The organism is Xenorhabdus sp. SGI 60 (assembly GCF_056632175.1).
Genome location: NZ_CP196860.1, coordinates 420,059 through 443,372, shown reverse-complemented (window position 1 = coordinate 443,372; position 23,314 = coordinate 420,059). Strand labels below are relative to the sequence as shown.

Annotated in this window: 23 protein-coding genes and 4 pseudogenes; 15 read left to right on the top strand and 12 right to left on the bottom strand. The window is 37.8% G+C overall.

Going from position 1 to position 23,314, the window contains the following annotated elements:
• Nucleotides 1-78: 78 nt before the first annotated feature.
• The 12 genes from ACSJJG_RS01990 to ACSJJG_RS01935 all read left to right on the top strand — a co-directional run bounded on the left by ACSJJG_RS01990 (nt 79) and on the right by ACSJJG_RS01935 (nt 10,220).
• Nucleotides 79-321 carry a YhdT family protein gene (locus ACSJJG_RS01990; RefSeq protein WP_047768703.1) on the top strand — a complete coding sequence of 81 codons (243 nt, stop codon included), beginning with the start codon at nt 79-81 and terminating at the stop codon, nt 319-321.
• On the top strand, nt 311-1,756 hold the full coding sequence (panF, locus tag ACSJJG_RS01985; protein WP_481088274.1) for a sodium/pantothenate symporter: 1,446 nt from the start codon (nt 311-313) through the stop codon (nt 1,754-1,756). Before ACSJJG_RS01990 ends, panF begins: the two co-directional genes overlap by 11 nt.
• A gap of 26 nt (nt 1,757-1,782) precedes the next feature.
• Nucleotides 1,783-2,664 carry a 50S ribosomal protein L11 methyltransferase gene (gene prmA / locus ACSJJG_RS01980; RefSeq protein WP_481088273.1) on the top strand — a complete coding sequence of 294 codons (882 nt, stop codon included), beginning with the start codon at nt 1,783-1,785 and terminating at the stop codon, nt 2,662-2,664.
• Nucleotides 2,665-2,948: 284 nt separating this feature from the next.
• Complete coding sequence (gene dusB, locus ACSJJG_RS01975; protein ID WP_481090351.1) at nt 2,949-3,932, top strand: tRNA dihydrouridine synthase DusB; 984 nt, start codon at nt 2,949-2,951, stop codon at nt 3,930-3,932.
• 7 nt (nt 3,933-3,939) lie between these two features.
• Nucleotides 3,940-4,236: a DNA-binding transcriptional regulator Fis gene (gene fis / locus ACSJJG_RS01970; RefSeq protein ID WP_010847912.1), complete on the top strand. Its 297-nt coding sequence runs from the start codon at nt 3,940-3,942 to the stop codon at nt 4,234-4,236.
• A 903-nt stretch (nt 4,237-5,139) separates the two neighbouring features.
• Nucleotides 5,140-6,060, top strand: a complete 921-nt coding sequence (locus tag ACSJJG_RS01965) for an AMP-binding protein (protein WP_189759121.1) — start codon at nt 5,140-5,142, stop codon at nt 6,058-6,060.
• Between the two features lie 137 nt (nt 6,061-6,197).
• Nucleotides 6,198-6,878, top strand: a complete 681-nt coding sequence (locus tag ACSJJG_RS01960) for an AMP-binding protein (RefSeq protein ID WP_193836332.1) — start codon at nt 6,198-6,200, stop codon at nt 6,876-6,878.
• A gap of 4 nt (nt 6,879-6,882) precedes the next feature.
• The gene (locus ACSJJG_RS01955; RefSeq protein ID WP_189759119.1) at nt 6,883-7,143 is read left to right on the top strand and encodes a phosphopantetheine-binding protein; all 261 of its coding nucleotides are present in this window, start codon (nt 6,883-6,885) and stop codon (nt 7,141-7,143) included.
• Between the two features lie 24 nt (nt 7,144-7,167).
• Entirely contained in the window at nt 7,168-8,109 is a 942-nt protein-coding gene (locus tag ACSJJG_RS01950) for a chlorinating enzyme (protein ID WP_189759118.1), read from the top strand.
• A 12-nt stretch (nt 8,110-8,121) separates the two neighbouring features.
• On the top strand, nt 8,122-8,808 hold the full coding sequence (locus ACSJJG_RS01945; protein ID WP_481088272.1) for an alanyl-tRNA editing protein: 687 nt from the start codon (nt 8,122-8,124) through the stop codon (nt 8,806-8,808).
• Nucleotides 8,798-9,709: a DMT family transporter gene (locus ACSJJG_RS01940; RefSeq protein WP_189759116.1), complete on the top strand. Its 912-nt coding sequence runs from the start codon at nt 8,798-8,800 to the stop codon at nt 9,707-9,709. The genes ACSJJG_RS01945 and ACSJJG_RS01940 overlap by 11 nt, the downstream gene beginning before the upstream one ends.
• A complete protein-coding gene (locus tag ACSJJG_RS01935; protein ID WP_481088271.1) occupies nt 9,702-10,220 on the top strand; it encodes a thioesterase II family protein in 519 nt (172 codons plus the stop codon). Before ACSJJG_RS01940 ends, ACSJJG_RS01935 begins: the two co-directional genes overlap by 8 nt.
• Nucleotides 10,221-10,687: 467 nt before the next feature.
• On the opposite strand, the gene ACSJJG_RS01930 is transcribed toward ACSJJG_RS01935, so the two are convergent.
• The 5 genes and pseudogenes from ACSJJG_RS01930 to ACSJJG_RS01910 all read right to left on the bottom strand — a co-directional run bounded on the left by ACSJJG_RS01930 (nt 10,688) and on the right by ACSJJG_RS01910 (nt 14,941).
• Entirely contained in the window at nt 10,688-11,080 is a 393-nt protein-coding gene (locus ACSJJG_RS01930; protein WP_223281651.1) for a hypothetical protein, read from the bottom strand.
• 1 nt (nt 11,081) lies between these two features.
• Nucleotides 11,082-12,176, bottom strand: a complete 1,095-nt coding sequence (locus ACSJJG_RS01925; protein WP_481088270.1) for a hypothetical protein — start codon at nt 12,174-12,176, stop codon at nt 11,082-11,084.
• 396 nt (nt 12,177-12,572) lie between these two features.
• A pseudogene (locus ACSJJG_RS01920) lies at nt 12,573-13,031 on the bottom strand (Hcp family type VI secretion system effector); the annotation flags it as partial.
• A 294-nt stretch (nt 13,032-13,325) separates the two neighbouring features.
• Nucleotides 13,326-13,733: a carboxymuconolactone decarboxylase family protein gene (locus ACSJJG_RS01915; RefSeq protein ID WP_189759113.1), complete on the bottom strand. Its 408-nt coding sequence runs from the start codon at nt 13,731-13,733 to the stop codon at nt 13,326-13,328.
• Nucleotides 13,730-14,941: an MFS transporter gene (locus ACSJJG_RS01910; RefSeq protein WP_189759112.1), complete on the bottom strand. Its 1,212-nt coding sequence runs from the start codon at nt 14,939-14,941 to the stop codon at nt 13,730-13,732. The genes ACSJJG_RS01915 and ACSJJG_RS01910 overlap by 4 nt, the downstream gene beginning before the upstream one ends.
• A gap of 462 nt (nt 14,942-15,403) precedes the next feature.
• Here ACSJJG_RS01910 and ACSJJG_RS01905 point away from each other — a divergent pair, with 462 nt between their 5' ends.
• The gene (locus ACSJJG_RS01905) at nt 15,404-16,315 is read left to right on the top strand and encodes a LysR family transcriptional regulator (protein ID WP_189759111.1); all 912 of its coding nucleotides are present in this window, start codon (nt 15,404-15,406) and stop codon (nt 16,313-16,315) included.
• A 112-nt stretch (nt 16,316-16,427) separates the two neighbouring features.
• Here the strand turns inward: ACSJJG_RS01905 and ACSJJG_RS01900 are convergent, their stop codons facing one another.
• From ACSJJG_RS01900 to ACSJJG_RS01870, 7 genes and pseudogenes are all read right to left on the bottom strand, one after another.
• A complete protein-coding gene (locus ACSJJG_RS01900; protein ID WP_189759110.1) occupies nt 16,428-16,733 on the bottom strand; it encodes a LysR substrate-binding domain-containing protein in 306 nt (101 codons plus the stop codon).
• A gap of 111 nt (nt 16,734-16,844) precedes the next feature.
• A pseudogene (locus ACSJJG_RS01895) lies at nt 16,845-16,994 on the bottom strand (IS110 family transposase); the annotation flags it as partial.
• Between the two features lie 234 nt (nt 16,995-17,228).
• Nucleotides 17,229-18,266 (bottom strand): cytochrome P450, encoded by a 1,038-nt coding sequence (locus tag ACSJJG_RS01890; protein ID WP_399477945.1) that lies wholly within the window; start codon nt 18,264-18,266, stop codon nt 17,229-17,231.
• A 146-nt stretch (nt 18,267-18,412) separates the two neighbouring features.
• Nucleotides 18,413-19,063 carry a tRNA-dependent cyclodipeptide synthase gene (locus tag ACSJJG_RS01885; protein WP_189759108.1) on the bottom strand — a complete coding sequence of 217 codons (651 nt, stop codon included), beginning with the start codon at nt 19,061-19,063 and terminating at the stop codon, nt 18,413-18,415.
• A 1,080-nt stretch (nt 19,064-20,143) separates the two neighbouring features.
• Nucleotides 20,144-20,393, bottom strand: a pseudogene (locus ACSJJG_RS01880) (primase-like DNA-binding domain-containing protein); the annotation flags it as partial.
• A pseudogene (locus ACSJJG_RS01875) lies at nt 20,383-20,475 on the bottom strand (IS1 family transposase); the annotation flags it as partial. The pseudogenes ACSJJG_RS01875 and ACSJJG_RS01880, both read right to left, overlap by 11 nt.
• 19 nt (nt 20,476-20,494) lie before the next feature.
• Nucleotides 20,495-21,382, bottom strand: a complete 888-nt coding sequence (locus ACSJJG_RS01870) for a LysR family transcriptional regulator (RefSeq protein WP_481088269.1) — start codon at nt 21,380-21,382, stop codon at nt 20,495-20,497.
• 95 nt (nt 21,383-21,477) lie between these two features.
• Between ACSJJG_RS01870 and ACSJJG_RS01865 the strand changes: the two genes are divergently transcribed.
• On the top strand, nt 21,478-22,842 hold the full coding sequence (locus ACSJJG_RS01865; RefSeq protein WP_481088268.1) for an MFS transporter: 1,365 nt from the start codon (nt 21,478-21,480) through the stop codon (nt 22,840-22,842).
• Nucleotides 22,821-23,225 (top strand): hypothetical protein, encoded by a 405-nt coding sequence (locus ACSJJG_RS01860; RefSeq protein WP_481088267.1) that lies wholly within the window; start codon nt 22,821-22,823, stop codon nt 23,223-23,225. Before ACSJJG_RS01865 ends, ACSJJG_RS01860 begins: the two co-directional genes overlap by 22 nt.
• The last annotated feature ends 89 nt before the right edge of the window (nt 23,226-23,314 follow it).

The window sequence follows — 23,314 nt, the reverse complement described above, 5'->3', positions numbered from 1 at the left end:
AATCCCATCTTTTGTCGATGGGATTTTCCTGTTTATGAATTCCCCCATCTTGTTTCATGTAAATTACCCGGAGGACGAATGGACGGACGATTTGTTCAATCCCACAAAGAAGCACGCTGGGCGATATTCCTGACGTTGGCTTATCTTGTTGGCTGGCTACTGTGTGCTTATTTACCCAGTGATGCCACCGGCTTAACTGGATTGCCCCGCTGGTTTGAACTGGCTTGCCTGCTGCTACCGGCCTTATTTATCATCCTCTGCTACTTGATGGTGAAGTTTATATTCAAAGACATTCCGCTGGAGGATAGTGATGCAAAGTGAAGTCATTCTGCCTCTCGTGGGATATCTGGCATTGGTTTTCATACTCTCAATCTATGCTTATCGCCGCCGACAAACCGGTGAATTCCTCAATGAGTATTTTCTTGGCAACCGTTCAATGGGGGGTTTTGTATTGGCAATGACCATTACAGCAACCTATATCAGTGCCAGCTCATTTATTGGTGGCCCTGGCGCCGCTTATAAGTATGGTATCGGTTGGGTATTGTTATCACTGATTCAGCTGCCTGCAATATGGCTATCACTTAGCGTACTGGGAAAAAAATTTGCGATCCTCGCCCGCCGTTACAATGCGGTCACCCTCAATGACATGCTATATGCGCGCTATCAGAGCCGCTTTCTGGTCTGGTTTGCCAGTATAAGCCTGTTAGTCGCCTTTATCGGTGCCATGACAGTTCAATTCATTGGCGGTGCTCGTTTGCTGGAGACAGCCGCAGGTATCCCTTACGATACGGGTTTATTGATTTTTGGCATTTCCATTGCCCTCTATACCGCATTTGGCGGTTTCAGAGCCAGCGTCCTTAATGATGCCTTACAAGGGCTGGTGATGCTGTTGGGAACGGCATTATTACTGGCAGGCATTATCTACAAAGCCGGTGGATTGTCAGCAGCAGTGACGACACTGCGCACTATTGACCCCAATCTGGTTTCCCCTTATGGTGCTGATCATATCCTCACCGGGCCATTTATGGCGTCTTTCTGGGTACTGGTTTGCTTTGGTGTCGTTGGGCTGCCACACACCGCCGTGCGCTGTATCTCTTATAAAGACAGTCAAGCCGTTCATCGCGGTATTGTGCTTGGCACGATCATCATGGCATTCCTGATGTTCGGTATGCACCTTGCCGGTGCCCTTGGCCGAGCCATCATTCCTGATCTGACTATCCCCGATCAAGTGATCCCAACCTTAATGCTCACGGTACTACCTCCTGTTGCTGCCGGCATTTTTCTGGCAGCACCAATGGCTGCGATTATGTCTACCATTAACGCCCAACTGCTGCAATCTTCGGCCACTATCGTCAAAGACCTCTATCTGAATCTGTTTCCACAGCAGATCAGTCAGGAGAAAAAACTGTCACGTATCTCCAGTTACTCCACTCTATTTATAGGGGGATTACTGCTATTGGCAGCCTGGCGCCCACCTGAGATGATTATCTGGCTGAACTTGCTGGCATTTGGTGGACTGCAAGCTGTTTTCCTCTGGCCACTGGTTCTGGGCTTATATTGGGAAAAAGCCAATGCCCAAGGGGCGATAAGCTCAATGCTGGCAGGTGCGACAAGTTATACTTTGCTGGCAACTTTCAATATCCAGCTTTTTGGTTTCCACCCCATCGTGCCATCGCTATTGCTGAGTTTACTGGCATTCTGGATAGGAAATAAATTCGGCGTGACTGGCTCTAAACGATTACATTTCACACAATAACGTGATTCACAAAACGAGAATTTTTTATGCCTTGGATACAATTAAGATTAAACACCACGGGACAACAAGCGGAAACGTTAGGCGATGAGCTTATGGCAAATGGCGCAGTATCTGTCACCTTTCAGGATAGCCACGATACGCCTATTTTTGAGCCTCTGCCGGGCGAAACGCGTTTGTGGGGTGATACCGATGTTATCGGCCTGTATGATGCTGAAATGGATATGAAAGCGGTTGTCAGCCAATTGGAACAACTTCCACAACTGGGCAAAGGTTTTATCCACAAAATTGAACAACTGGAAGATAAAGATTGGGAGCGAGAGTGGATGGATAACTTCCACCCGATGCGCTTCGGTAAGCGTCTGTGGATCTGCCCTAGCTGGCGCGAAGTACCCGAACCAGACGCCGTCAATGTTATGCTTGACCCTGGTCTGGCCTTCGGAACGGGTACTCACCCAACCACCTCCCTTTGCCTGCAATGGCTGGATGGCCTTGACCTGACAGGTAAAACGGTAATCGACTTTGGTTGTGGCTCAGGCATATTGGCTATCGCAGCCCTGAAACTGGGCGCGAAACACGCCATCGGTATTGATATCGACCCACAAGCCATTCAAGCCAGCCGGGATAACGCCGAACGCAACGGTGTATCTGACCAATTAACCCTCTATCTGTCTAAAGATCAACCTAAAGACCTCAAATGCGATATCGTGATTGCCAATATTCTGGCGGGTCCTCTGCGCGAACTTGCCCCTGTCATCGGCTCACTGCCTAATTCTGGTGGATTATTGGGCTTGTCCGGTGTTCTGACCCGCCAGGCGGAAGGTGTTGCTCAGGCCTATGACAATGAATTCATTATTGATCCGATAGCCGAACAAGAAGAATGGTGTCGCATCACAGGGATTAAAAAATAATCACCTGATGTCTATTGAAAAGCGAGATTATCCACTAAAATGATCACCCAGGAGGTTAATTGGTGGTAATCCGCTCTCTTTATGATTAGAAATATAAGTAATAACAAATTTCAGCAATTAAATGTAAGCATTTGTTATTTAACAGTAATTAACCAAGTTTAAAAAAATCAACTGGAAAAAATCCGTTATAAATGTCGATTCGCTCAAAGTTTGGCCTTTCATATCTTGTGAAAAATGCGTAATATACGCGCCCTTAGTCACAGTTGACCACTCTTTCTTCGCCTATGCGTATCGGACAATACCAGTTGAAAAACTGTCTTATTGCAGCCCCTATGGCTGGCATAACAGATCGCCCGTTTCGATCTCTTTGCTACCAGATGGGTGCAGGAATGACAGTCTCAGAAATGCTTTCTTCCAATCCCCAGGTTTGGAAGACGGATAAATCACGGCTGCGTATGGTTCATAGCGACGAACCCGGAGTGCGTTCTGTACAAATAGCCGGTAGTGATCCCGATGAAATGGCGGCGGCAGCGAAAATTAACGTCGCTAATGGCGCTCAGATCATCGATATCAATATGGGGTGCCCAGCTAAAAAGGTGAATCGTAAGCTGGCAGGTTCTGCATTACTGCGTTATCCGCAACTGGTTGAAAAAATCCTGTCTGCGGTCGTCAATGCAGTTGATGTACCTGTCACTTTGAAGATCCGTACAGGGTGGTCACCGGAAGAACGTAACTGTGTAGAAATTGCCCAATTGGCCGAACGTTGTGGTATTCAGGCTCTTACGATACATGGCAGGACACGAGCTTGCCTGTTTAATGGTGAGGCCGAGTACGACAATATTCGGACAGTTAAGCAGACTGTTGCCATTCCAATTATTGCCAATGGCGACATTACTGACCCGCTAAAAGCCAGAGCAGTGCTTGAATACACTGGGGCTGATGCCCTGATGATAGGCCGCGCTGCTCAGGGAAGACCCTGGATCTTTCGGGAAATCCAGCATTATCTGGAAACAGGAGAATTGCTATCACCGATGCCACTTGGCGAAGTGCAGCGCTTAATGAGCGAGCATGTACGAGAACTGCATGACTTTTACGGTCAAGGCAAAGGAGTTCGTATTGCACGCAAGCATGTATCTTGGTATCTCAAGGAACATGCCCCTGATGACCAGTTTCGGCGCACATTCAACGCCATAGAGGATGCCAGCGAACAGCTGGAGGCGTTGAAGGCATACTTCGAAAATTTTTGCGTAAATAAAGAAAAGAGCTGACAGAACTATGTTCGAACAACGCGTAAATTCTGATGTACTAACCGTTGCTACTGTAAATTCACAAGATCAGGTAACTCAAAAACCTCTGCGTGATTCAGTTAAACAAGCACTGAAGAACTATTTTGCTCAACTGAACGGTCAAGACGTTAATGACCTGTATGAGCTGGTACTGGCTGAAGTAGAACAGCCACTGTTGGACATGGTGATGCAATACACCCGTGGCAACCAGACTCGCGCAGCACTGATGATGGGAATCAACCGTGGTACTCTGCGTAAGAAACTGAAAAAATACGGCATGAACTGATCCTAGTCAGTCAACATGTTGTTGAAGAAGCACTTTCTCGTTTGGGGAAGTGCTTTTTTTGTTTCTGAGTACCCCACCGAATACCCCACATAAAAATCCTCAACATAAAAATTCATTGGAAAACATAGAGACAAGCAAGAAGTGAAATTTGCGTTCAATGAGATGACCGATAACCTCAGCTTGGTCAAAGGCTAAATAGCGTTTCAAAATGATAGGAGTATCCCTTACCTCGCGCGCCGCGCGGGGTAAGGAACTCCAACATTTGATACTCTCAGTATTATGAAAAACTATTTAGTGAAAGGGATGACAGAAGCAGTTATAGGGTGGTGTCGCAAGCCCTATGTAATGATTTAGAAACAAAAGCGTTATCACTCAGGGATAGGCATTCGGACATTGGGTGCTCACTCTCCCTTCGCAATATGTTATAAAGCCTACCGACGTAAGCAAAACAATGACTATAACGATGCTCAGACAATTTCTGAGGCCTGTCAACATGGCACAATCCACCCGGTAAGAGTAAAAGCCTTAAACAGCGAGATGAGCAAACTTTTTTGAAAATGCGGCGACTTGTGGTGTGGAAGAAAAAACGCAACTGATCAACCATATCCGTAAATTGTTGGCTGGATAGGCTCTTATTAGACCCACTGACTTTGAAAGGTTTCGCGATATTTTAATTGAAGACAAGCATTATTAAAGACATAAACTCCCAAAAACAGAATAATTATGTTACTGGAATTTTTGCTTCTTATGTTTCCAGCAAAAGTTAAAATTATAACGTTCTTGAACTGGTTTATTAATTGTTTAAGAGCAATATTTTAATGTTGTGGTGTTAAATGGAACAATAATGAATGAGTGAGAATTACAAGTCTTTGTTAAAGCGGTTTTTACTATAGGAGGTTTTCTGTGACCGAGTCTTTATCAATGGAATGTAATAAAAAAACAATGTTAAGCCGATTTTTTATTGCTGCTAAAAAATATCCAGAAAGAATAGCAATTAAAGAGAATAAAAGGGAACTGAGTTACCACGGATTACAAAATTTTATCATAAGCATATCTAATGAATTACAAAAGAAAGGAGTTAAGCCAGGTGATAAAGTCGCTGTAGAACTTTCTCATTCTGTAGAATTGATAGCTACTTTATTAGCAGTGCAATATGTTGGAGCAGCATATATTCCAATTGATAAAAAAGCACCTAAAGAAAGAAATAATTTAATTATTAATGATGCTTGTCCAGTTTTAATCATCAATGATGACAGTTCAATTTTACATCATAGATGTGAAACAGAAAATACTAATTTCATGATTAATACTACACCAATGCCTATGGTATATGACGAATCATTATTACAAGAAACTGCATATATAATATATACATCTGGAACTACTGGCTCCCCAAAGGGAGTTCCAATTACTCACGAAAATTTACTCTCATTATTTAATGCAACAGAATGTTTTTATCGTTTCAATGAGACTGATATTACACTTTTATATCATTCTTATGCATTTGATTTTTCAGTATGGGAAATTTGGTCTGTTTTAGCCTATGGTGGCAGGTTAGTGATACCAGATGAAGAGACACGAATAACGCCATATAAGTTGGCTAAATTAGTTAAAGATGAAAAAGTTACTCTACTAAACCAAACACCGACGGCATTTTCTATTAATTCCCGTGCCCTTACTGAATTCGGAATGGAAGAATTATCATTGCGTTTTATTATCTTTGGAGGAGAGAGATTAAACTTTCAAGCATTGAGAAATTGGTATAATCAGTTTGGTTTTCAGGGCAACCGCATGAGTTATCAGCATGTTAAAACAAACAATTAATTAACACTAAAGTCTTGATGAGAACACCTTGTGTGGTTAATTATAGAGCAATAAGGTGAACCAACATTACGTCATATTCGCTTAAATATTGTGTATTGAATCCATTCTGAAACATATATTTAACAAAAAATCAACTCGTGCGGGAGCCCTGGTTTGGTTTTAACTCACCTCAATTAGTTAATATGTATGGTATTACTGAAACTACCATTCACGCAAGTTGGCATGTTGTTAATGAAAATGATTTAGAAAATTTTGAATCCACTATAGGATATCTATTACCTGGATTCGATTATGCTATTCGCCCAATAAGTGATGATAACGTAACTAACGAAAAAAGTGGTGAGCTTTTATTATCAGGTCATCAAGTAACTAAAGGATATTTAAACGATGAAACTAAGAACAAGGATAAGTTTATTTGGTTAGAAAACAATGGCATTTGGCATCGATATTACTGCTCTGGTGATTTAGTTTCTTATAACAAGAAAGGTGAATTAGTTTATTGTGGTCGATGTGATCAGCAAGTGAAAATAAATGGTTATAGAATCGAAATTGGAGAGATTGAATCAGTTCTAGCTAGATATGAAAAAATAAATGATATTTCAGTAATAGCTTCATATTCTGAAGTTAGTCGTGATTATTTGATTTGTTTTTTCACTTCTTCCACATCAGAAAAAGAATCCATTAGAGCTTTAACTAATTTAGCAAAAGAAAATTTACCAATATATATGAGACCATTGCGTTATAGAAAAATAGAAACCATGCCTAAAACAATTAATGGAAAAATTGACAAAAAACTAATTTTAAATTACTTGGAGTAAATAAATGATAGATAAAAATATATTAACTAATGAAAGCGATATAAAATTAAAAGCATTAGATAGATATCTTTCCTTATTGGGAAGTATGTTAGAAAAAACAGTTAAATATAATGATGATTTTATTGATGTTGGTGGTCATTCCATGATAGCAGTCTTATTAAATGAGAAAATAAAGAATGAATTCAATTTAATTTTGTCTATGGAGAAGCTTTTTAACTCTACGCTGTATGAAACATTTATTGAATCTACTTATATAAATAAATAATCAATTTAAAATAGGAAGTTTGTTATGTATCTTAAACTTAATAAAGAGCAATTAAATAATTTTCATAAAAATGGATTTATTGGTCCATTGACCATTTATTCCAAAGAAGAAGTGAATAAAGTGTGGAATGATGTTCGCCGCCAACTTCCTGATCGTAGTTATGCAGCATATCCTACTGATTCATATGGAGCAGCAACTAATATTTCGAACTACGATCGTCATTTAGATCTTGACTTACTTAGTCGACATATTATCCACCCTAAAATAATTGCTCCTGTTTCAAGCATTTTAGGAGATGACGTTTTATGCTGGAGAACTGAGTTTTTCCCAAAATATCCAGGAGATGAGGGGACAGATTGGCATCAAGCTGACACTTTCGCGAATGCCAGTGGTAAACCTCAAATTTTATGGCCAGGAGAAACAGAAGAGCAATTCGGTAAAGGAACATTAACGGTTTGGACTGCATTTACAGACGCCACAATTGAAAATGGTTGTTTACAAATCATTCCTGGTACTCATGTCAAGATGAATTATGATGAGACTAAATCAATGGAATATCAAAGCGATATTGTCAATAATTTAACTAAGGATGGTATTCATCGTGGTTTTTTTGGTTACGATTATCGGCAATTGCAAATTGATCCAGACTGGAAGCCCGATGAAACTCAAGCCGTTTCTCTAGAAATGAAAGCAGGTCAGTGTGTGATCTTTTGGTCCACATTGATGCATGCCTCTCATCCAAATATGACTAAAGATAATTTCCGTATGGGGTTTGTAGCCCGTTATGCTCCCAGTTATGTGGATATCTATCCCAATACTGACCATGTTTACGAATATGGCGGGAATATACCTCTTGATAAATTTGGTTGTGTGATCGTATCAGGAAAAAATCGTAATAATAACAATCGAGTCATTTCTCATAACTTACGTGGACAACCGTTTACTCCGTTATTTACACAATTATAAAAGGCATTTTTTATGACACAAATTCAGCGCTATCTGGACGATACGTATTGTTTTTTCTGTACGAGTGAAATAATTGCGAGTGGTTCTGATGATTGGGGGAATTGGTTTATTCTAAAAGAGAATATTTTTCATCCACAATGCGGCGGTCAGCCGTCTGATATTGGGTGGGTGAATGATATAGCTGTCCAGATCAGAAAACAGCCTACTACCGGCCAGGTAGCTATCTATCCTGAATTACCTCTTCGCTGTTCGCTGGGAGATAAAGTGATATCCAAAGTCTCGGTGGCAGACCGTATTTCTCACGCAGCATTACATACTACGGGTCATTTGCTGAACTGGGAGTTGCGCCAATATGGTTGGATCTCTACTAAAGGTCATCATTTTCCTGGAGAAGCACGAGTAGAATTTTCTCCAACAGGAGACCAAACCATACCGTTACATCAATTACCACTACAGGATATTGAAGCAGCTATTAGAATTAAATTATCTGATGGGAAGCAGGTAAAGACTTGGTATAAAGGCGACATCCGTTTGTGTTTAATTGAAGGCACTGAACCTGCCCCTTGCGCTGGTACGCATGTTGATAATCTTAAAAAAATCAATGAATTTTCTATTAAATCAACCAAAGTCAAAAAAGGGATTCTGCGTATTAGCTATGACGCCAGCCATATTTTTTTGAGGTCAGACCATGCCTCGTAAGCAATTATCGAACACAGGGCTGTATCTTTTAGATTTGGGATTACTGGTTATTGCCTTGTCTTGGGGGGCGAGTTATTCCCTGATGCAGCTCATCATTCAAGCTGGTGTCACTGTACCGCTGTTTCTCATGCTTCGCTTTGCGTTAGCAGTACCTTTTATATTTATTGGTGCTCAAATACGCTTGCGCAAGATTACTCAAGGAGAATTAGTTAACGGCATACTATTTGGTGGTTTATTATACGCTATTTTGACATTAGAAACGCTGGGCGTGAAATATACGACGGCGGCTAATGCTGGGTTTCTTATTGCATTATCGGTAGTGATAGTGCCGTTCTTTGAGCGTGTATTTGGAAAACGTAAGCAAAGTAAATTGATTTACTGTACTTGCCTCTTATCTTTGGTTGGTGGAGGAATATTAAGTTTCGCCAATACGGGTAATTTCGGGGTTAATAAGGGAGATTTGCTCATCCTGCTGGCTGCTTTGATTCGTGGTTTCCAAATTTTCATGTTTGGTAAACAAACAGCAAGTAAACCCTATTCATTGATTAATATCACTCTGATTGAGTTGGTCACCGTTTCTCTATTAGGGTTCATTTTTGTTTTAACCATTGAACCTGTTTCATTACGCTTTATCCCTGCGATCTCTCTTAATGCCTGGGGATACATTTTATTTTTAAGTGTGATGGCAACTGCCTTTGCATTCCTCATGCAACTTTATGCTGCCAAAACAACGAGTCCGACACGAGTAGGATTAATTTTATCTCTGGAACCCGCTTTTGCGGCTCTGTTTGCCATCATACTGATGGGGGAATCTATTGGTATTTTAAAAGGCATAGGAGGAGCGATTATAGTCTTTTCAGCTTTATTAGGGCGTATTGCCGAAGGGAGACGTTATGAATAATCAACGCCCTCAATTATTGATGTTTCATCATGCTGGCGGTAATTCATCCATATTTTCGGATTTTGCCAAACGTTGTTTTGATGATTTCAACGTCATTCAACTTGAAATGCCTGGGCGGGGGCGTCGGCGTCATGAACCATTAATGTATTGTGTTGATCATGTTATTGAGGATTTTGCATCACAAGTCCCACCTCAAGGTGATATTGTATTATTTGGATATAGCTTAGGGGCATATATTGCCTATGTAATGGCCGCATATTGCCGTAAGCTATCACCTAAAAGAAAGATTATCTTAGTCGTGATTTCTAATGAACCTATACATTGTCGTCGTAAATTCTCCTTAGGGGCTGGGGAATTCACTCATCAACAATTACTAAAATTTACAACAAAATTAGGTCAACTTCCTAAATGGTTACGGGAAGAATTTACCTTTTTCACTTGGTATAACGCTGGGATTTACAAAACTAAAGTATGGATAAAACTTATAGCACGCTTTATTATTTTTCCTTAAATAGGCTGTATTTGTCTTTGTTCCTCCACAATCAGATGTAGCATAAGCGTCTATTCTAAGAGCTATATTAAGTAATGGATCGCTTATATAAGCAACTGGGATAGTTAAAGGCAATATGATCACAAGAATACACATTGACTTATTAGATAATTTTACGAAATAATTATTATTGATATTTTCAATCCAATGAAAAGGAAGAAAGTTAGAGAAAAATCCAATTAACCAATTAATTAGCGGGGAGAAAATGACCCACACAATAATAAAAGCAAGCAATAAAAAAAACTGAAAAATTATACTTATTATCCAAGGCGAATATGTTAGGTAATCCTTTTCAATTTTAAGTTCATAATTCAACCACTTAATACTGATAATATAGGATGTAGATAATATAATTAATTGATGAAATTTTTTTAAATATTTTTATAGGTGTATTACTAATGGCGATATAAATCGCCATTCTTCTGAAGCTATCTATTTTTTACTTCTATAGTATAGGTTTTATTAAAATCTTTCCCTGGATACATTGTGCCCAAAGTAAACCCTACCACATCAATTTTTATCAACCCTGCATTCTTTGGAATACCAGTTATATTTATATTATGATAATGTTTTCTTATTATTTCTTTCCCTTCCCATTGAAAAGAGCTTTCTTTGGGGTGCCATGTTAAGCCAGAGTCAGCAGGATTAATTTCCACCCAAACACTTTTCTCATTTAATGCACCTCCTGTGATGGTAATTGATGCTTGATATGGTTCGTTTATCACAGCATCAGAAAGGATTTCTGATTCTGGTAAAACTTTTGGCGTTGGATTCCCACAGCCACAAAGTAAGAAAATAAAAATTATCAGTATTTTTTTCATATTATTTAAGCGGTTTAAAAACCATTCCTCCAAAGATATGATTCTTTACATAATCTAATGATTTATTGTTTTTTATTTGAGGTTCTACTTTACCCCATGAAAACAGATTTAAATTCACATACTGGTTCGGATCTGAATCATTTTTTATAATTTCATTTTCATAATTTTTTACCACACCTTCCCAAACTATCCAGTGGTTTTTTCCTGATGTTTCTTCCATATTTTCTAACATACCAGCAGAAATTAAGGAAACCACATGATAACCTTGATCAATATAACCATTCAGTGTTTCAATGTCTTCTTTATTACTATGCATCAAACTAATATTACTAAATATTTTTTCATAGCCCGCTTTTTCAAACCACTCAGTCAATTTCCCCCACATAGTCACACCAGCAGCCTGATCATCAACTTCATCATAGCTGAAAATCATATTTTCTGAGTCTCTTAAGCTCGCCAGTGTTATCCAATCTAATCCTGATATTCTTGAACCATATTGGTCATAAAAAGAACCTTTAGGGTGAAGACAACCATCACCCGGCTTAATTTCTAATTGGCCTATTTTAGTTTTGCCATATTTCCATAACTCATGAGCGGCTTGTTCATAAATATCCGGTCTGTCCATTTGTAAACAATAAAAAAATGCAGCAGGACCACATAAACTTGCATCACCCTGAGTTGGATAATTTTTTTTAGATAGCCTATCCTGAATTTGTGATTCAATTTTACTTTTCTCAAATGGATCATCTTTGTGACCAATTGGATATTCTTTAGCAATAAAAGGTCGTTCGGGAACAGTCAGTTTTAATTCAACGGTATTATCTCCATCGCTGACCGGTTTTGTTTCAATCGTGCTTTCAAAATAACACGCATTTTCCCGTTTCTTTTCTGAACAGGCTTTACCTGCTACAAACTCACCCAGTGTATACATCTTTTTAAAAGGGGCTTGCAATGCCTGAATCGTATTTGAACCATGTTTGCGATAAAGCATGATTTGCATAATATAAGTCACGGAAAGATCGTCGTCTGTTTCCTGAGTGACATGCTGTTGAGTTTCATAATTGCTCTGTAATTGTGCCTGAAAAATATCAAGCAATATATGATAGCTTCCCCTTCGTCCTGACGATAAATAATCAAATCATAAAGTAACTTTTCAGCAGGTACATTCGATTCTATTTTTGTGTAAACGGTATAGGTCGGCATGGTATTAATCCTTTAAAATATGAAAACTCAGGTTCTTTTTGTCATCAGTGAGATGCCATTGAGTAAAACCTTGTTTATCGGTCTTCCCTTCTTTTATCTGACCATCCGGTAGGCAAACCCGATACTTGCGTTCGGTTAAAAGATTGCCGTCATCATCCACACAACGATAACGAGCATGATGTTTAGCGGGTTTTACCGGAGTTTCTTCAACCAGCGGCTTCTTAAGTGGCTTAACATTCGAGAACCCAGACAATAGTGGCCTGCCTTCTTCACGCCCGGATAATTGCGTAATGCTATAACCCGATGTGCCCGCGGTAAGATGCCGGCATGAAATAGACTTATAATCAATCTGCACTGTTTCATACGGTATCTGGTCATTACTGTCTATCGAATGAGGATAATGACAGGTAAAATCAACAATGGTTGCCCCTGTCAGTTTGATTTCATAAAAGGCTTCTAATTGCCCCAATGGACTGGTTCGGTAACACAAAAAAACGGCCTCTAACAATTCATTACCGTCAATTGTCATTGCTAAGAGCGGCGAGGATTTATCAATAGGCTTGGTAAAGCTAACGGGGTGATGATGTGCGTTCTGGTCGCGGCTCACTGAATGGCTGATACTCAATATCTGTATTTCGTCTTCCCGACCTGCCTGATAGCGGTTTCCAATGGATTCAGGCGTTGAGCACCCGGCTGAAATTAACCCCTGTTTCTTGCCTTTGAGTGACAAGTAAATAATATGCGACATTTTGTCTCCTGTGATCTGACTTCCGAAAATACCGAATAAATAAAGCAGAATACAACAGGATTATTTATCTATTCCAGCTTGAGTGAAAGCGCAGCAATGAATTTGTGATTAATCTCTGTTTTTTAAAGTAAATCAGAAGATTACATCGCTTAAATTTCTGGTAGCACCAAATCAGGCTGATATCGTATTTTACATCTTTTGATTTATCAGGCTTTTGTTTACCTGTCAGAGATACCCCTATTGTTGTGCTTTAATAAATTCGGACACTTTGGTAAAAGAATAGAATGACGTTAATTAACCCCTTAATGCAGTTGGAGAATTGTTTTCTGTAGCAGCAATAGCAGAACGGTATGCCGTTAATCCATTCATACATGCCGGCACTCCTGCATAAACTGCCATCTGTATAACAACCTCAAGTAACTCTTCAGGTGTTACCCCAACATTAAGCGCCCCTCGCATGTGTAACTCCAACTGTTGCTGAGCATTACCAAGACTCACTAAAGCAGCAACAGTGAGCATTTCACGGGCCTTAAGATCAAGACCTGGGCGACCGACTACTGAACCAAATGCATAATCAGTAACCAGATAGGGTAAGTTTTCATCTAATTCTTTGAGGCGATTGATTACTTTATCGGCGAGACCTTTTTCTAACTGATTCATAATGTCCCGACCATGATTTGTCAGTTCAGTACCTTGTTTCATATAACTTTCTCCGTAAGTGTGTTACTGGTGGAAATGTTGGAAGGGATCGTAGAGATAATAAGTATGGACAGAGCGATTACAGCACCTGCGGTCACAAAGAGTGCATGAAGTGACAACGCTGAGACCATCCAGGCTCCCACTAAAGCCCCCATTCCGATTGCTCCGTTAAAAAACGAAACATAAACCGCAGATGCCGGAAACGTTTTATCGCCGGCCAGACGGAGAACCCAGGTTTGGAAGCCCACGAAAATCCCAGAAATTGCGACGCCCCATAAAGCTATCGCTATCAGGATATCTGTGCGGGATAGTGATTCTGCTCTGATACCTAAGATCAGAAGAACAACCCCGATAAGCAAAGCAGACAGTGTGACCGTAGTTTTAAGGTGTTTATCAATGACAATGCCGGTCAGGAAATTACCGCCTAAACCTGCAATACCATAAATGAATAAAATTGTAGGGATGAAATCCTTAGAAAATATGGGTTGCGCATTGAGCCAGGGTTCGATGAAAGTAAACGCAGCAAAGTGTGCTGTAATAGCAAGTAATGTGGCCGCATAAATTTTCCACTGTATGGCTGAACTCAACACACTTTTTAAGGCGTTAATACCAATTGTACTTTTAGTTGTAACTTTAGGAACAAGAAGCATGATGCCAAAGAATGCAACCACACTCAGTAGTGCCATCAACCAAAACGCTTGGCGCCAACCAAAGTGCAAACCGATATAGTTAGACAAAGGGATACCCAATACGCTGGCGGCTGAAACTCCACCAAAGACAATTGATGTTGCTGTACCCAGATACTTTATCGGAACCATTGCTACCGTTGTCGCACCTATCATCGCCCAGAAAGCACCATGGGCTACAGATCCAATGACACGGGCAACCAAGAGCACTTCAAATGAATCAATGGTTGCAGACAAGATATTTGATACAGCCAAGATGATTGTCAGCGTTAACAACAGGATCTTTTTGGGGAAATTTCCCAAAAAAACAGACGCCAAAAGCGCACTTAATGCCCCACCCCATGCGTACAGTGATACCGTCATCCCAATGCTGGACTCTGAAGTATTAAGGCCATCTGCTATCGGTGTCAGCAGGCCAACAGGAGCCAGTTCAGTCGTCACAATAGTAAACGTTGATATTGCAAGAATAAACAAAGCTAACCATGTCCTAAACGGCATTTCAGGACTTTTAATTTTTGATGTCATGAATTACAACCTTTGAATAGATGTTAAATGTTGCCCCATTCTTTCATCTTCACATAATCAAAGAGGTTTGCATTGGAGCTTACATATACTGGTTTTATGAGCGTAATTCGATAAGTTCATGAACTGTACGTCACAAAAGTATTATTTTTTAGAACACTTATTTAGCCCTTCAAATATCAAAATACTACGATGAATTTTCATGAGAATTGTTAATTTTGTAATTCATTTTTGATATCACTAAATAGGTTTTCATCATACTGATGAGTATCAGATGTTGGATTTCCTTACCTCGCACGGGGTAAGGAATACGCCTATCATTTTGAAACGCTATTTAGCCTTATTATTCGCACTCAATAATTTACAAATTATTTGCATAAAATTTAAATTGATATAATGTGAAAAAATGAGCGGATAATGTATTTGTCATTCAATATGCCACTCAATTAATGGAATGGAGAATTTGTGGACAACATTAATAATAAGCTACCCAGCATAAAACAGTTACAATGTTTTTTAGCCGTTGCTCAAGAGCTTAATTTCAGAAGAGCAGCAGAAAGGCTACATATGACACAGCCTCCCCTGACTCGTCATATCAAATGCCTTGAAGAAACTCTCGGTTGTGATCTTTTTACCCGGAATACTCATGAAGTTCATCTGACAAACAACGGACTGATACTGGTTGAAAAAGCAACACATCTCATCAATGAATTCACTCTGTTCATGCGTGAAATTAAAAATGAGGAAGTTTATTTACGTATTGGACTTACTTGTACGCTAAATTTTAACAATATATCGGATCTCCATAATAAGATTAAAGCTCTTATGACAAGAGATGAAATTGACACACCGCATCTGGTTTCTAGCCAGCTCTTACATTTTCTTGCAAAAGGTAAAATGGATATTGTTATTATAGGAGAGAAGAGTCTACATAATGAACATGATCTTAAATTTTACTGGCTCTACCGTGAACCCCTTTTGCTTGCAATGCCGTCTTCTCATCCCGCTAGTCTGAAAGAAAAAGTTTCTCTTACAGAGGTTTCAGATCTCCCCCTTTTTTGGTTTTCAAGAAATGCAAATCCCATTTTTTATGACAAATGTGAAAATTATTTTCAACAATTACCGTTCTCATTAAAGAGATGTAAGGAACCTGATGATTCACTGGTCATGCTTTCTGATATTTCAAGAGGAAAAGGAATGGCGCTTATGCCCCGTTCTATATGTATTTCTAATCAAAAAGGACTTTGTTACAGAGAATTAGATGACGTTGCTGCTCAATCTTTGAATATTGATGTCTATGCAGTCATACGTAAGAGTGAAACCAGAGAAATAGTTATTAATAGTTTAAACAGTTTACTTAATAATAAAGAGAACTAAAACAGTATTATTGAAGTGATCAATAAAAATTGATTACTTCAAATGAAGGCTGTTTATTTTTAGTCCATTTTCTCACTCTCCTTGATTCCAAAATTATCATTATTTTTCTTGCTCACACAACCAGGTTTTCTAATAGATAATCTATAAAAAGACGATTCTTACGTTGAAGTTGCACATTATTTGGAAATACAATCGATATTTCCTGCTTTGGCAGATGATATTCAGGGAAAAGCTCGACCAAAGTACCAGATGCTATATCCCCATTGATAAACCACTCTGGGAGTATGGATACGCCTAAACCAGACAAGGTTAGGGAGCGAATTGCAGAAATGTTATTTGAGGCATATTTCACTTTCCCACCGTGCCGACTGATCTTCTCAACTTCCAGCAAGTTACACCAAATGGCCGCTAATGCCATTTCTATCTCCCCTTTCAGGGCTTCATAGACCTGTTTCTGGCCTGGTGCTGGCAGCGCCTAGCGATCCAGCTTGCCATTTGGCGTCAGCGGAAACTCATCCAGACGTACAAAAACCGTTGCAGAAGAACAGCCTGCTAAAAACTCCATCAATTTGGTACGGGTAAATTTTTTACGGAGAAGGGCTTTACACGATTTGTCCTGGCAATGGATATGAAAGATATGTTTGCCGAGATCGATACCAATAAATGCGATGCTGTTCATGATGATGACCTCTTTAAAAAAATCACTCTGCTAATTTATGCCTACAAGGTGAGGGGGACTATCCCATTAAATATGCCCGTGCTCTGTATTAATATTGAGTGTTCGATGGTTTTTGTTGCCATCACATATTTTTCATAAAATTACGGTATATAGCCAGCTATTGCTGGCTTTTTAGTAAAAGTTATGTAACTAGTTCCTCTAATACAAAATAGTAAATAATCATTGTTTTTATATTTACTTATTTTTCTTTGCAAGAACATATTTTATTGCACCTCTAGTATATACACCATCAAATATAGGATATGATTTTTCATTAAAAGATAAAATTAATGGAGCCAATTTTAGTATTGCTAAATTCAACTGCAAGTTGGCAAACTGAGCACCAATGCATGTGTGTATCCCACTTCCATATGATACATGGCCTTTGAAATTTCTATTTGGGTCAAATACATTAGGCTGTTCAAAATAATCAGGATCTCTATTAGCAGCAGGGATAAGCAAATAGACAAGTTCTCCTTTATCAAAAATATCACCGTGAGAAGTTATATATTTTTGGGTTGTTAATCTTGGTATTAAATGAACTGGAGGTGTTATTCTCAGTGATTCCTGTAAAATATCATTTGGTTTGCGATTTCCAGATAAAATTTCTTTTAAGTAAGTGGGATTTCTATATAAATGATATATACAAGTTGAGAGAACTTTGTCTACAGGTTCACTAGCAGCAAGCAAGATATTAAGTACTAGAGCAACTATCTCGCTATTGGTTATTTTTTTCTTTATATCTTTTTTATTTTCATCAATGATGAATGATATAAGATCCTTGCCTGGATTGTTTTCCTTCATTTCTATTAGATTTAGAATTTTATCTTCCAATTCATAAGATGATGATAGATAAATGTTTTTTTCATTATCATTAAGATTGAATCCAGTGGCAAATTTAACAATCAGTTTCAACCTTTCATGATAAAAATTAATTTCTTTACTATCAACTCCCAATATTTCAAATGTTGATAACATAGAATATTTCATTCCAAACTCAGAAATTAAATCAAACTCATCCCTTTCAATCAAATCAGAAATAATATTATCGCAAATTCTAGATAAAAAATCCTCATAGAATTCTTTTAAAATATTTCCAGTTATTTGCCTTACAATTAGAGATCTTTTTATTCTATGTTCATCCCCACTCATTTGAGCAAGCACTCTTCCACGCATTACTGGCTCAGCCCTTGCTGCCAAGGGTTCAGTGCTAAATATATTGTTCTTTGACAAAATCTCTTTTACAGTATCATATCCAACTGCCACCTTACAATTTAAACTACAGTCAAATATTACTTTTTTATTTCTGTCTATTCTATCAATAAAAAAGTAAGGGTTTCTATTATAATCTTCTGAAAGAATATTTAAATCAACAGTAGTCATATCACACCTTCCGATATTTCATGATTTTTAATTGCTAAGCTTGATTTCTTGGATGGTTTTAAATTTCTACATGAGTTATAAAGATAGTCGGCAACGTTCCAGTGATCATAATAAGATATGGATATTCTTGACGTAGATAAAAGAATTTTATCTGCTCTAATTATAAAAGGAACCTCTTTTAAAATATATTCAACACTCACATCTAATAAGTTATGGTCTATATCTGAATAATCACCGACAGATGACTTTCTTTTTTTAATAGCTTTAAATGATTGTTCTAAACATATTTTTCTAAAATCTTCAAACTTGTAATACTCATCTTTTATAAGATTATATGCTTTTATATATTCATCACTTTCGTAAAAGTCTTCGAACTTTATTATTCTTCCAAATCTTAACCTATAACCACTTGATTTTAAAAAACTTTCAACATACCTTTGAATTCTATAATACTCCTTTCTGGATTTTTTTCGTGCTTTATTTTCCTCTGTTCCACACCCCATTAACAAATACTTTGCTTCTTCAAAAGGATGTATGACATCTACAAAATTATAATTATTAAATCCCCATTCAAGCATTTTATGTACGTAATCGTTACTAAACTTTGTATTGAATGGACTTACACCAAAAATAACATGACCTTCCATACCTCCCCCATCATATAAAAAGAATAAAAAATGAAAAGAAAATATATCCTATCTCCATTGTAATAAAAAAACAAACAATATAAAAAACCTATAGTTATTTTTAAAAAAGAAGTAATTCAATATTTAAGATTATTTCATATAGAAAAAATAAAAAAAGATAATGTTTTATATTGTTATCATCATTCATAGATAAATTAATTTATTATAACTAAAATTTATTTTTATATTATTAAATATGATAGCATGCATAATAATTATGCCAGTATATTTTAACTAAAATTCATTATAATATATGAAATCATTATCTGTTCGTAAGGTTAATAATCTTTAATTCCTAAAACCTAAATCATCATCATCTTCACTTCCCAAGAATATTCTGGTACGTTCATAACAACGTGGTATCTTACCTTTTTCAAATTAAAAATTTGGAAAAAACTTCGAATTCAACAATAGAACCGTCCGTTTTATTTGCCTTAATCATATGATGAGTGTGAACATTTTCACCACTTTCAGCAACAGATAAAATAATCACCTTCAAGTCAGTTAAAGACTCCTTTAACAGCTTTATATGAGAGATAAAATCATTAAAGGATATTTTATTACCATTTACTACTTGAAAATAAACTTTAAACGTCAAAAAAACTTAAGATACTTGAGGTGTCCAAATCATCATTTTCAAGTATATATTTTAAGCATTTACTACAATATTAGAGTTGTACACAGTATACCCCCATGGAAAAACAACATACGCAGTTATAAATTGTAGTAGCTCAAAGCTAAAAGAACTAATTTATCTTATGTTGCAACTCTTCCCACAGTTATTTTGGCTATGTTGAGAAAGTAACTGACGCGCTACGCTTGTCTTCTCCGAGTTACTAGGCTAATACATTAACTCAGTAACTCGGAGAGCTGAAAGATCACCGGCCAAAGAAAACTTTTTTGCTACCCGTACCGTATTAAAGAATTATGGATAAAACTGTTCACCCTGCAATACCTTGATATATCTGGTTTACATTATAGAGTAAATAATGATGAACACTTTTTTATATTTCTTTGAAAAATCTTTGGAGTAAGAAAAAATTATTCTTCTGGTAGATTATTCCTTGTCAGCTTCGGCATCCACTCGATAACAGCATCAAGATTCAGGCTCAGGTTACTGCGAATACCTTGTTTACTTTTTTTACTTAGGTAATGCTGTCCGTACTCTGCCAGTGCTCTTGGCATATCCATGACGAAGCGGGTAACGTAAACGGGTTTGTTTAGGTTATTGCCCTTTCATATAGGCAAGATAGGCATGATAGAGATACTTGCAGGGACTGAACAGCATAATCATCTGTACAGTAGGATCGGATGCTGAAAGAGGGTAGGAGTGCCAGCAGTTTTTTCAATGTCTTCCTGCTGCGATCCCCAAATTATCACTATTTCTCTTGCTCACACGACTAGGTTTTCTAATAGATAATCTATAAAAAGACGGTTCTTACGTTGAAGTTGTACATTATTTGGAAATACAACCGTTATTTCCTGTTTGGGTAGATGATATTCTGGGAAAAGTTCTACCAAAATACCAGACGCTATATCCTCATTGACAAGCCATTCGGGTAATACAGATACGCCTAAACCAGATAGAGTCAGTGAACGAATGGCAGAGGAATTATTTGAGACATATTTAATTTTTCCACGAATGATTAGCCTGGGGTGAATAGGATGTTTTAATTCCCATTGGGTTGGGTTTTGTAAATTAGTGTTGGCAATCCAGTCCACTTTATTCAGCTCCATCGGTTCAATAATGGGGTTGCGTTCTAACCAATGTGGAGCTGCAACTAATTTAATTTTAAAAGTCGCTAACTGCCTGCTTTTCAATGTTGAATCATTTAATGTCCCCAAACGGATCGCAAGATCAATTCTCTCGGTAATTAAATCATTTAAAGCTGAGTCAGCAAAATAACCAATTTCCAGTTGGGGATGAATTTCACAAAATTGACTGATCAAAGGAAGAAGAAATTTTTCACCAAATTCAACTGTTGAAGTAATCCGTAATTTTCCGGCTAAGGAGTGATGTCGTTCTGCAACATTATCGAACGCAACCTGAATGTTATGAAATATTTTTTTAAAATCTTCATAAAATTCTCTCCCCGCTTCTGTTAATGCAATACCACGAGTATTACGCACTAACAATGGTACGCTTAAAGCTTCTTCCAGTGCTTTCACATGAATGCTGGCGACAGCTTTACTGATAAATAAAGTTTCAGCCGCCCGAGTAAAAGAGCCGCATTCTACCACTGTAAGGAAAGTTTGTATCCGATTAAGATGAGGTTGCATTTTTATTGTTAAATATAATTAAATTAAGTGTTTAAATTAAATGAATAGACTAACTAAGTCAATGGTCATTAAACTTCCTGGGTGGAGGTAGAATAATGAGTTATCGCTATCGTATTGCATTAATATTTTTGCTTGGTTTCTTTATTGATTGCATCAATATTTTTATGTCGGCAATTGCTTTGCCTAATATTGCCGATCAAATGTCTGTTTCTGAATCTCGCGTAGCTTGGGTATCCAATAGTTATATTCTGGGTTTGACACTCATTATACCTATTAGTAGCTGGTTGGCTGAACGTTTTGGCACACGGCAAATCATGGCAGCTTCGATGCTACTTTTCTCTATAGCTGCTCTGTTTTCTGGTCTGGCGGAACATTTCTATGATTTAGTATTGTGGCGCTTTATTCAAGGATTGGGAGGCGGTTTGTTAATTCCGGTCGGGCAAGCGTTAACCTTTGGGTTGTTTAAAAAACATGAACGGGCAAAAATCTCGACATTGGTTATGGCTGTTGCACTAATTGTACCGGCTATTTCCCCGAGTGTTGGAGGTGCTATTGTTGATCACTATAGCTGGAGTTGGGTGTTTCTTAGCAATATACCTTTCAGCTTGCTAGCATCCATTCTTTCACTTATTTGGATGCGTAATGAAACAATTTCGGCTCAAGAACCTGATCTGAAAGGGTTGTTATTGGTTAGTTTAGCATTGGTATCTTTACTATTAGGACTTTCTATCTACGCTGATGCAACCCCGAAATGGCTGCCAATTATCTTCCTGACCAGTGGCGCTTTTTTTACTCTGTTTTATATACGGCATTACCATCGTGTACAAAATGCTATTTTGGATCTGTCTGTAATAAAAAATACTCGCATGCGTATTTCTGTGTGGATTTATCACTCAATTCCAGGCGTATTTACCGGAGTTAATCTGCTGAATATTTTTTACCTACAACAACAGGGATGGTCAGCGGAAAAAACCGGCTCTCTAATGATTTTATATGCTATTGGTGCATTTGGTGCCATATTAATATGTGGACGAATGTATAACCGTTTAGGTGCTCATCGTCTACTTTTATGTGGGATTGTACTTCATGCTACTGGTATTGCGTTCTTAGCTACCATTAATCATACAAACGATGTACCAGGCTTGATTGGCGCGTATTTGCTGATGGGAATTGGTGGAGGCATTGGTGCTAACACTGCACAGACAACTGCGCTAATGGATTTTTCCAATGAAAAATTATCTCGAGCCAGTGTGATTTGGAATATCAATCGTCAAATGTCATTTAGTATTGGCACTGCGTTCTTCACTATGATTTTTAATTTATTACAGCAAGAATCTATTTCTACTAATGCGTATCACCTGACTTTTATCCTTGCAGCGATAATCGGTTTATTACCTTTAATGAGTCTGCATAATTTAAAAAAATATTCGGAGAAAATATGCGAAAAGAAAAAGAGTTAATTGCCTGCAAAAGTGTTATTGAAATTCATCAATGGATTGAAAATGTTTTCACCAATAAACAGGAAAAAAATTCTGACTCATTGAATAAACTACTAAATAGTTTTACCCCTGATTTTACTATGATCACTTTGGCTGGTCAGCATGTCTCATTAAATCAAGTAAAAGAAATGTTTATTAATAGTATTGGTTCCAAACCAAACTTAAAAATTGAAGTTGATAACTGTACTGTGATCGCATTCAGTGCAGAATATGTTGCGGTGCGTTATCGTGAAAAACAGACCAAAGATGGAAATACGAATTATCGTTGGTCACTAGCAATTATTTCATTCAATAATTACCATCCTCAATGGCGTTATTTACATGAAACAATGATTTCAGAATGAAATTCGGCTCAGTCATGGCTAAATATCAAATTATTCAAGTACATTAATACCAACAAAAACAGGCGAGACCAGCAAAGCTGGTCTCGCGC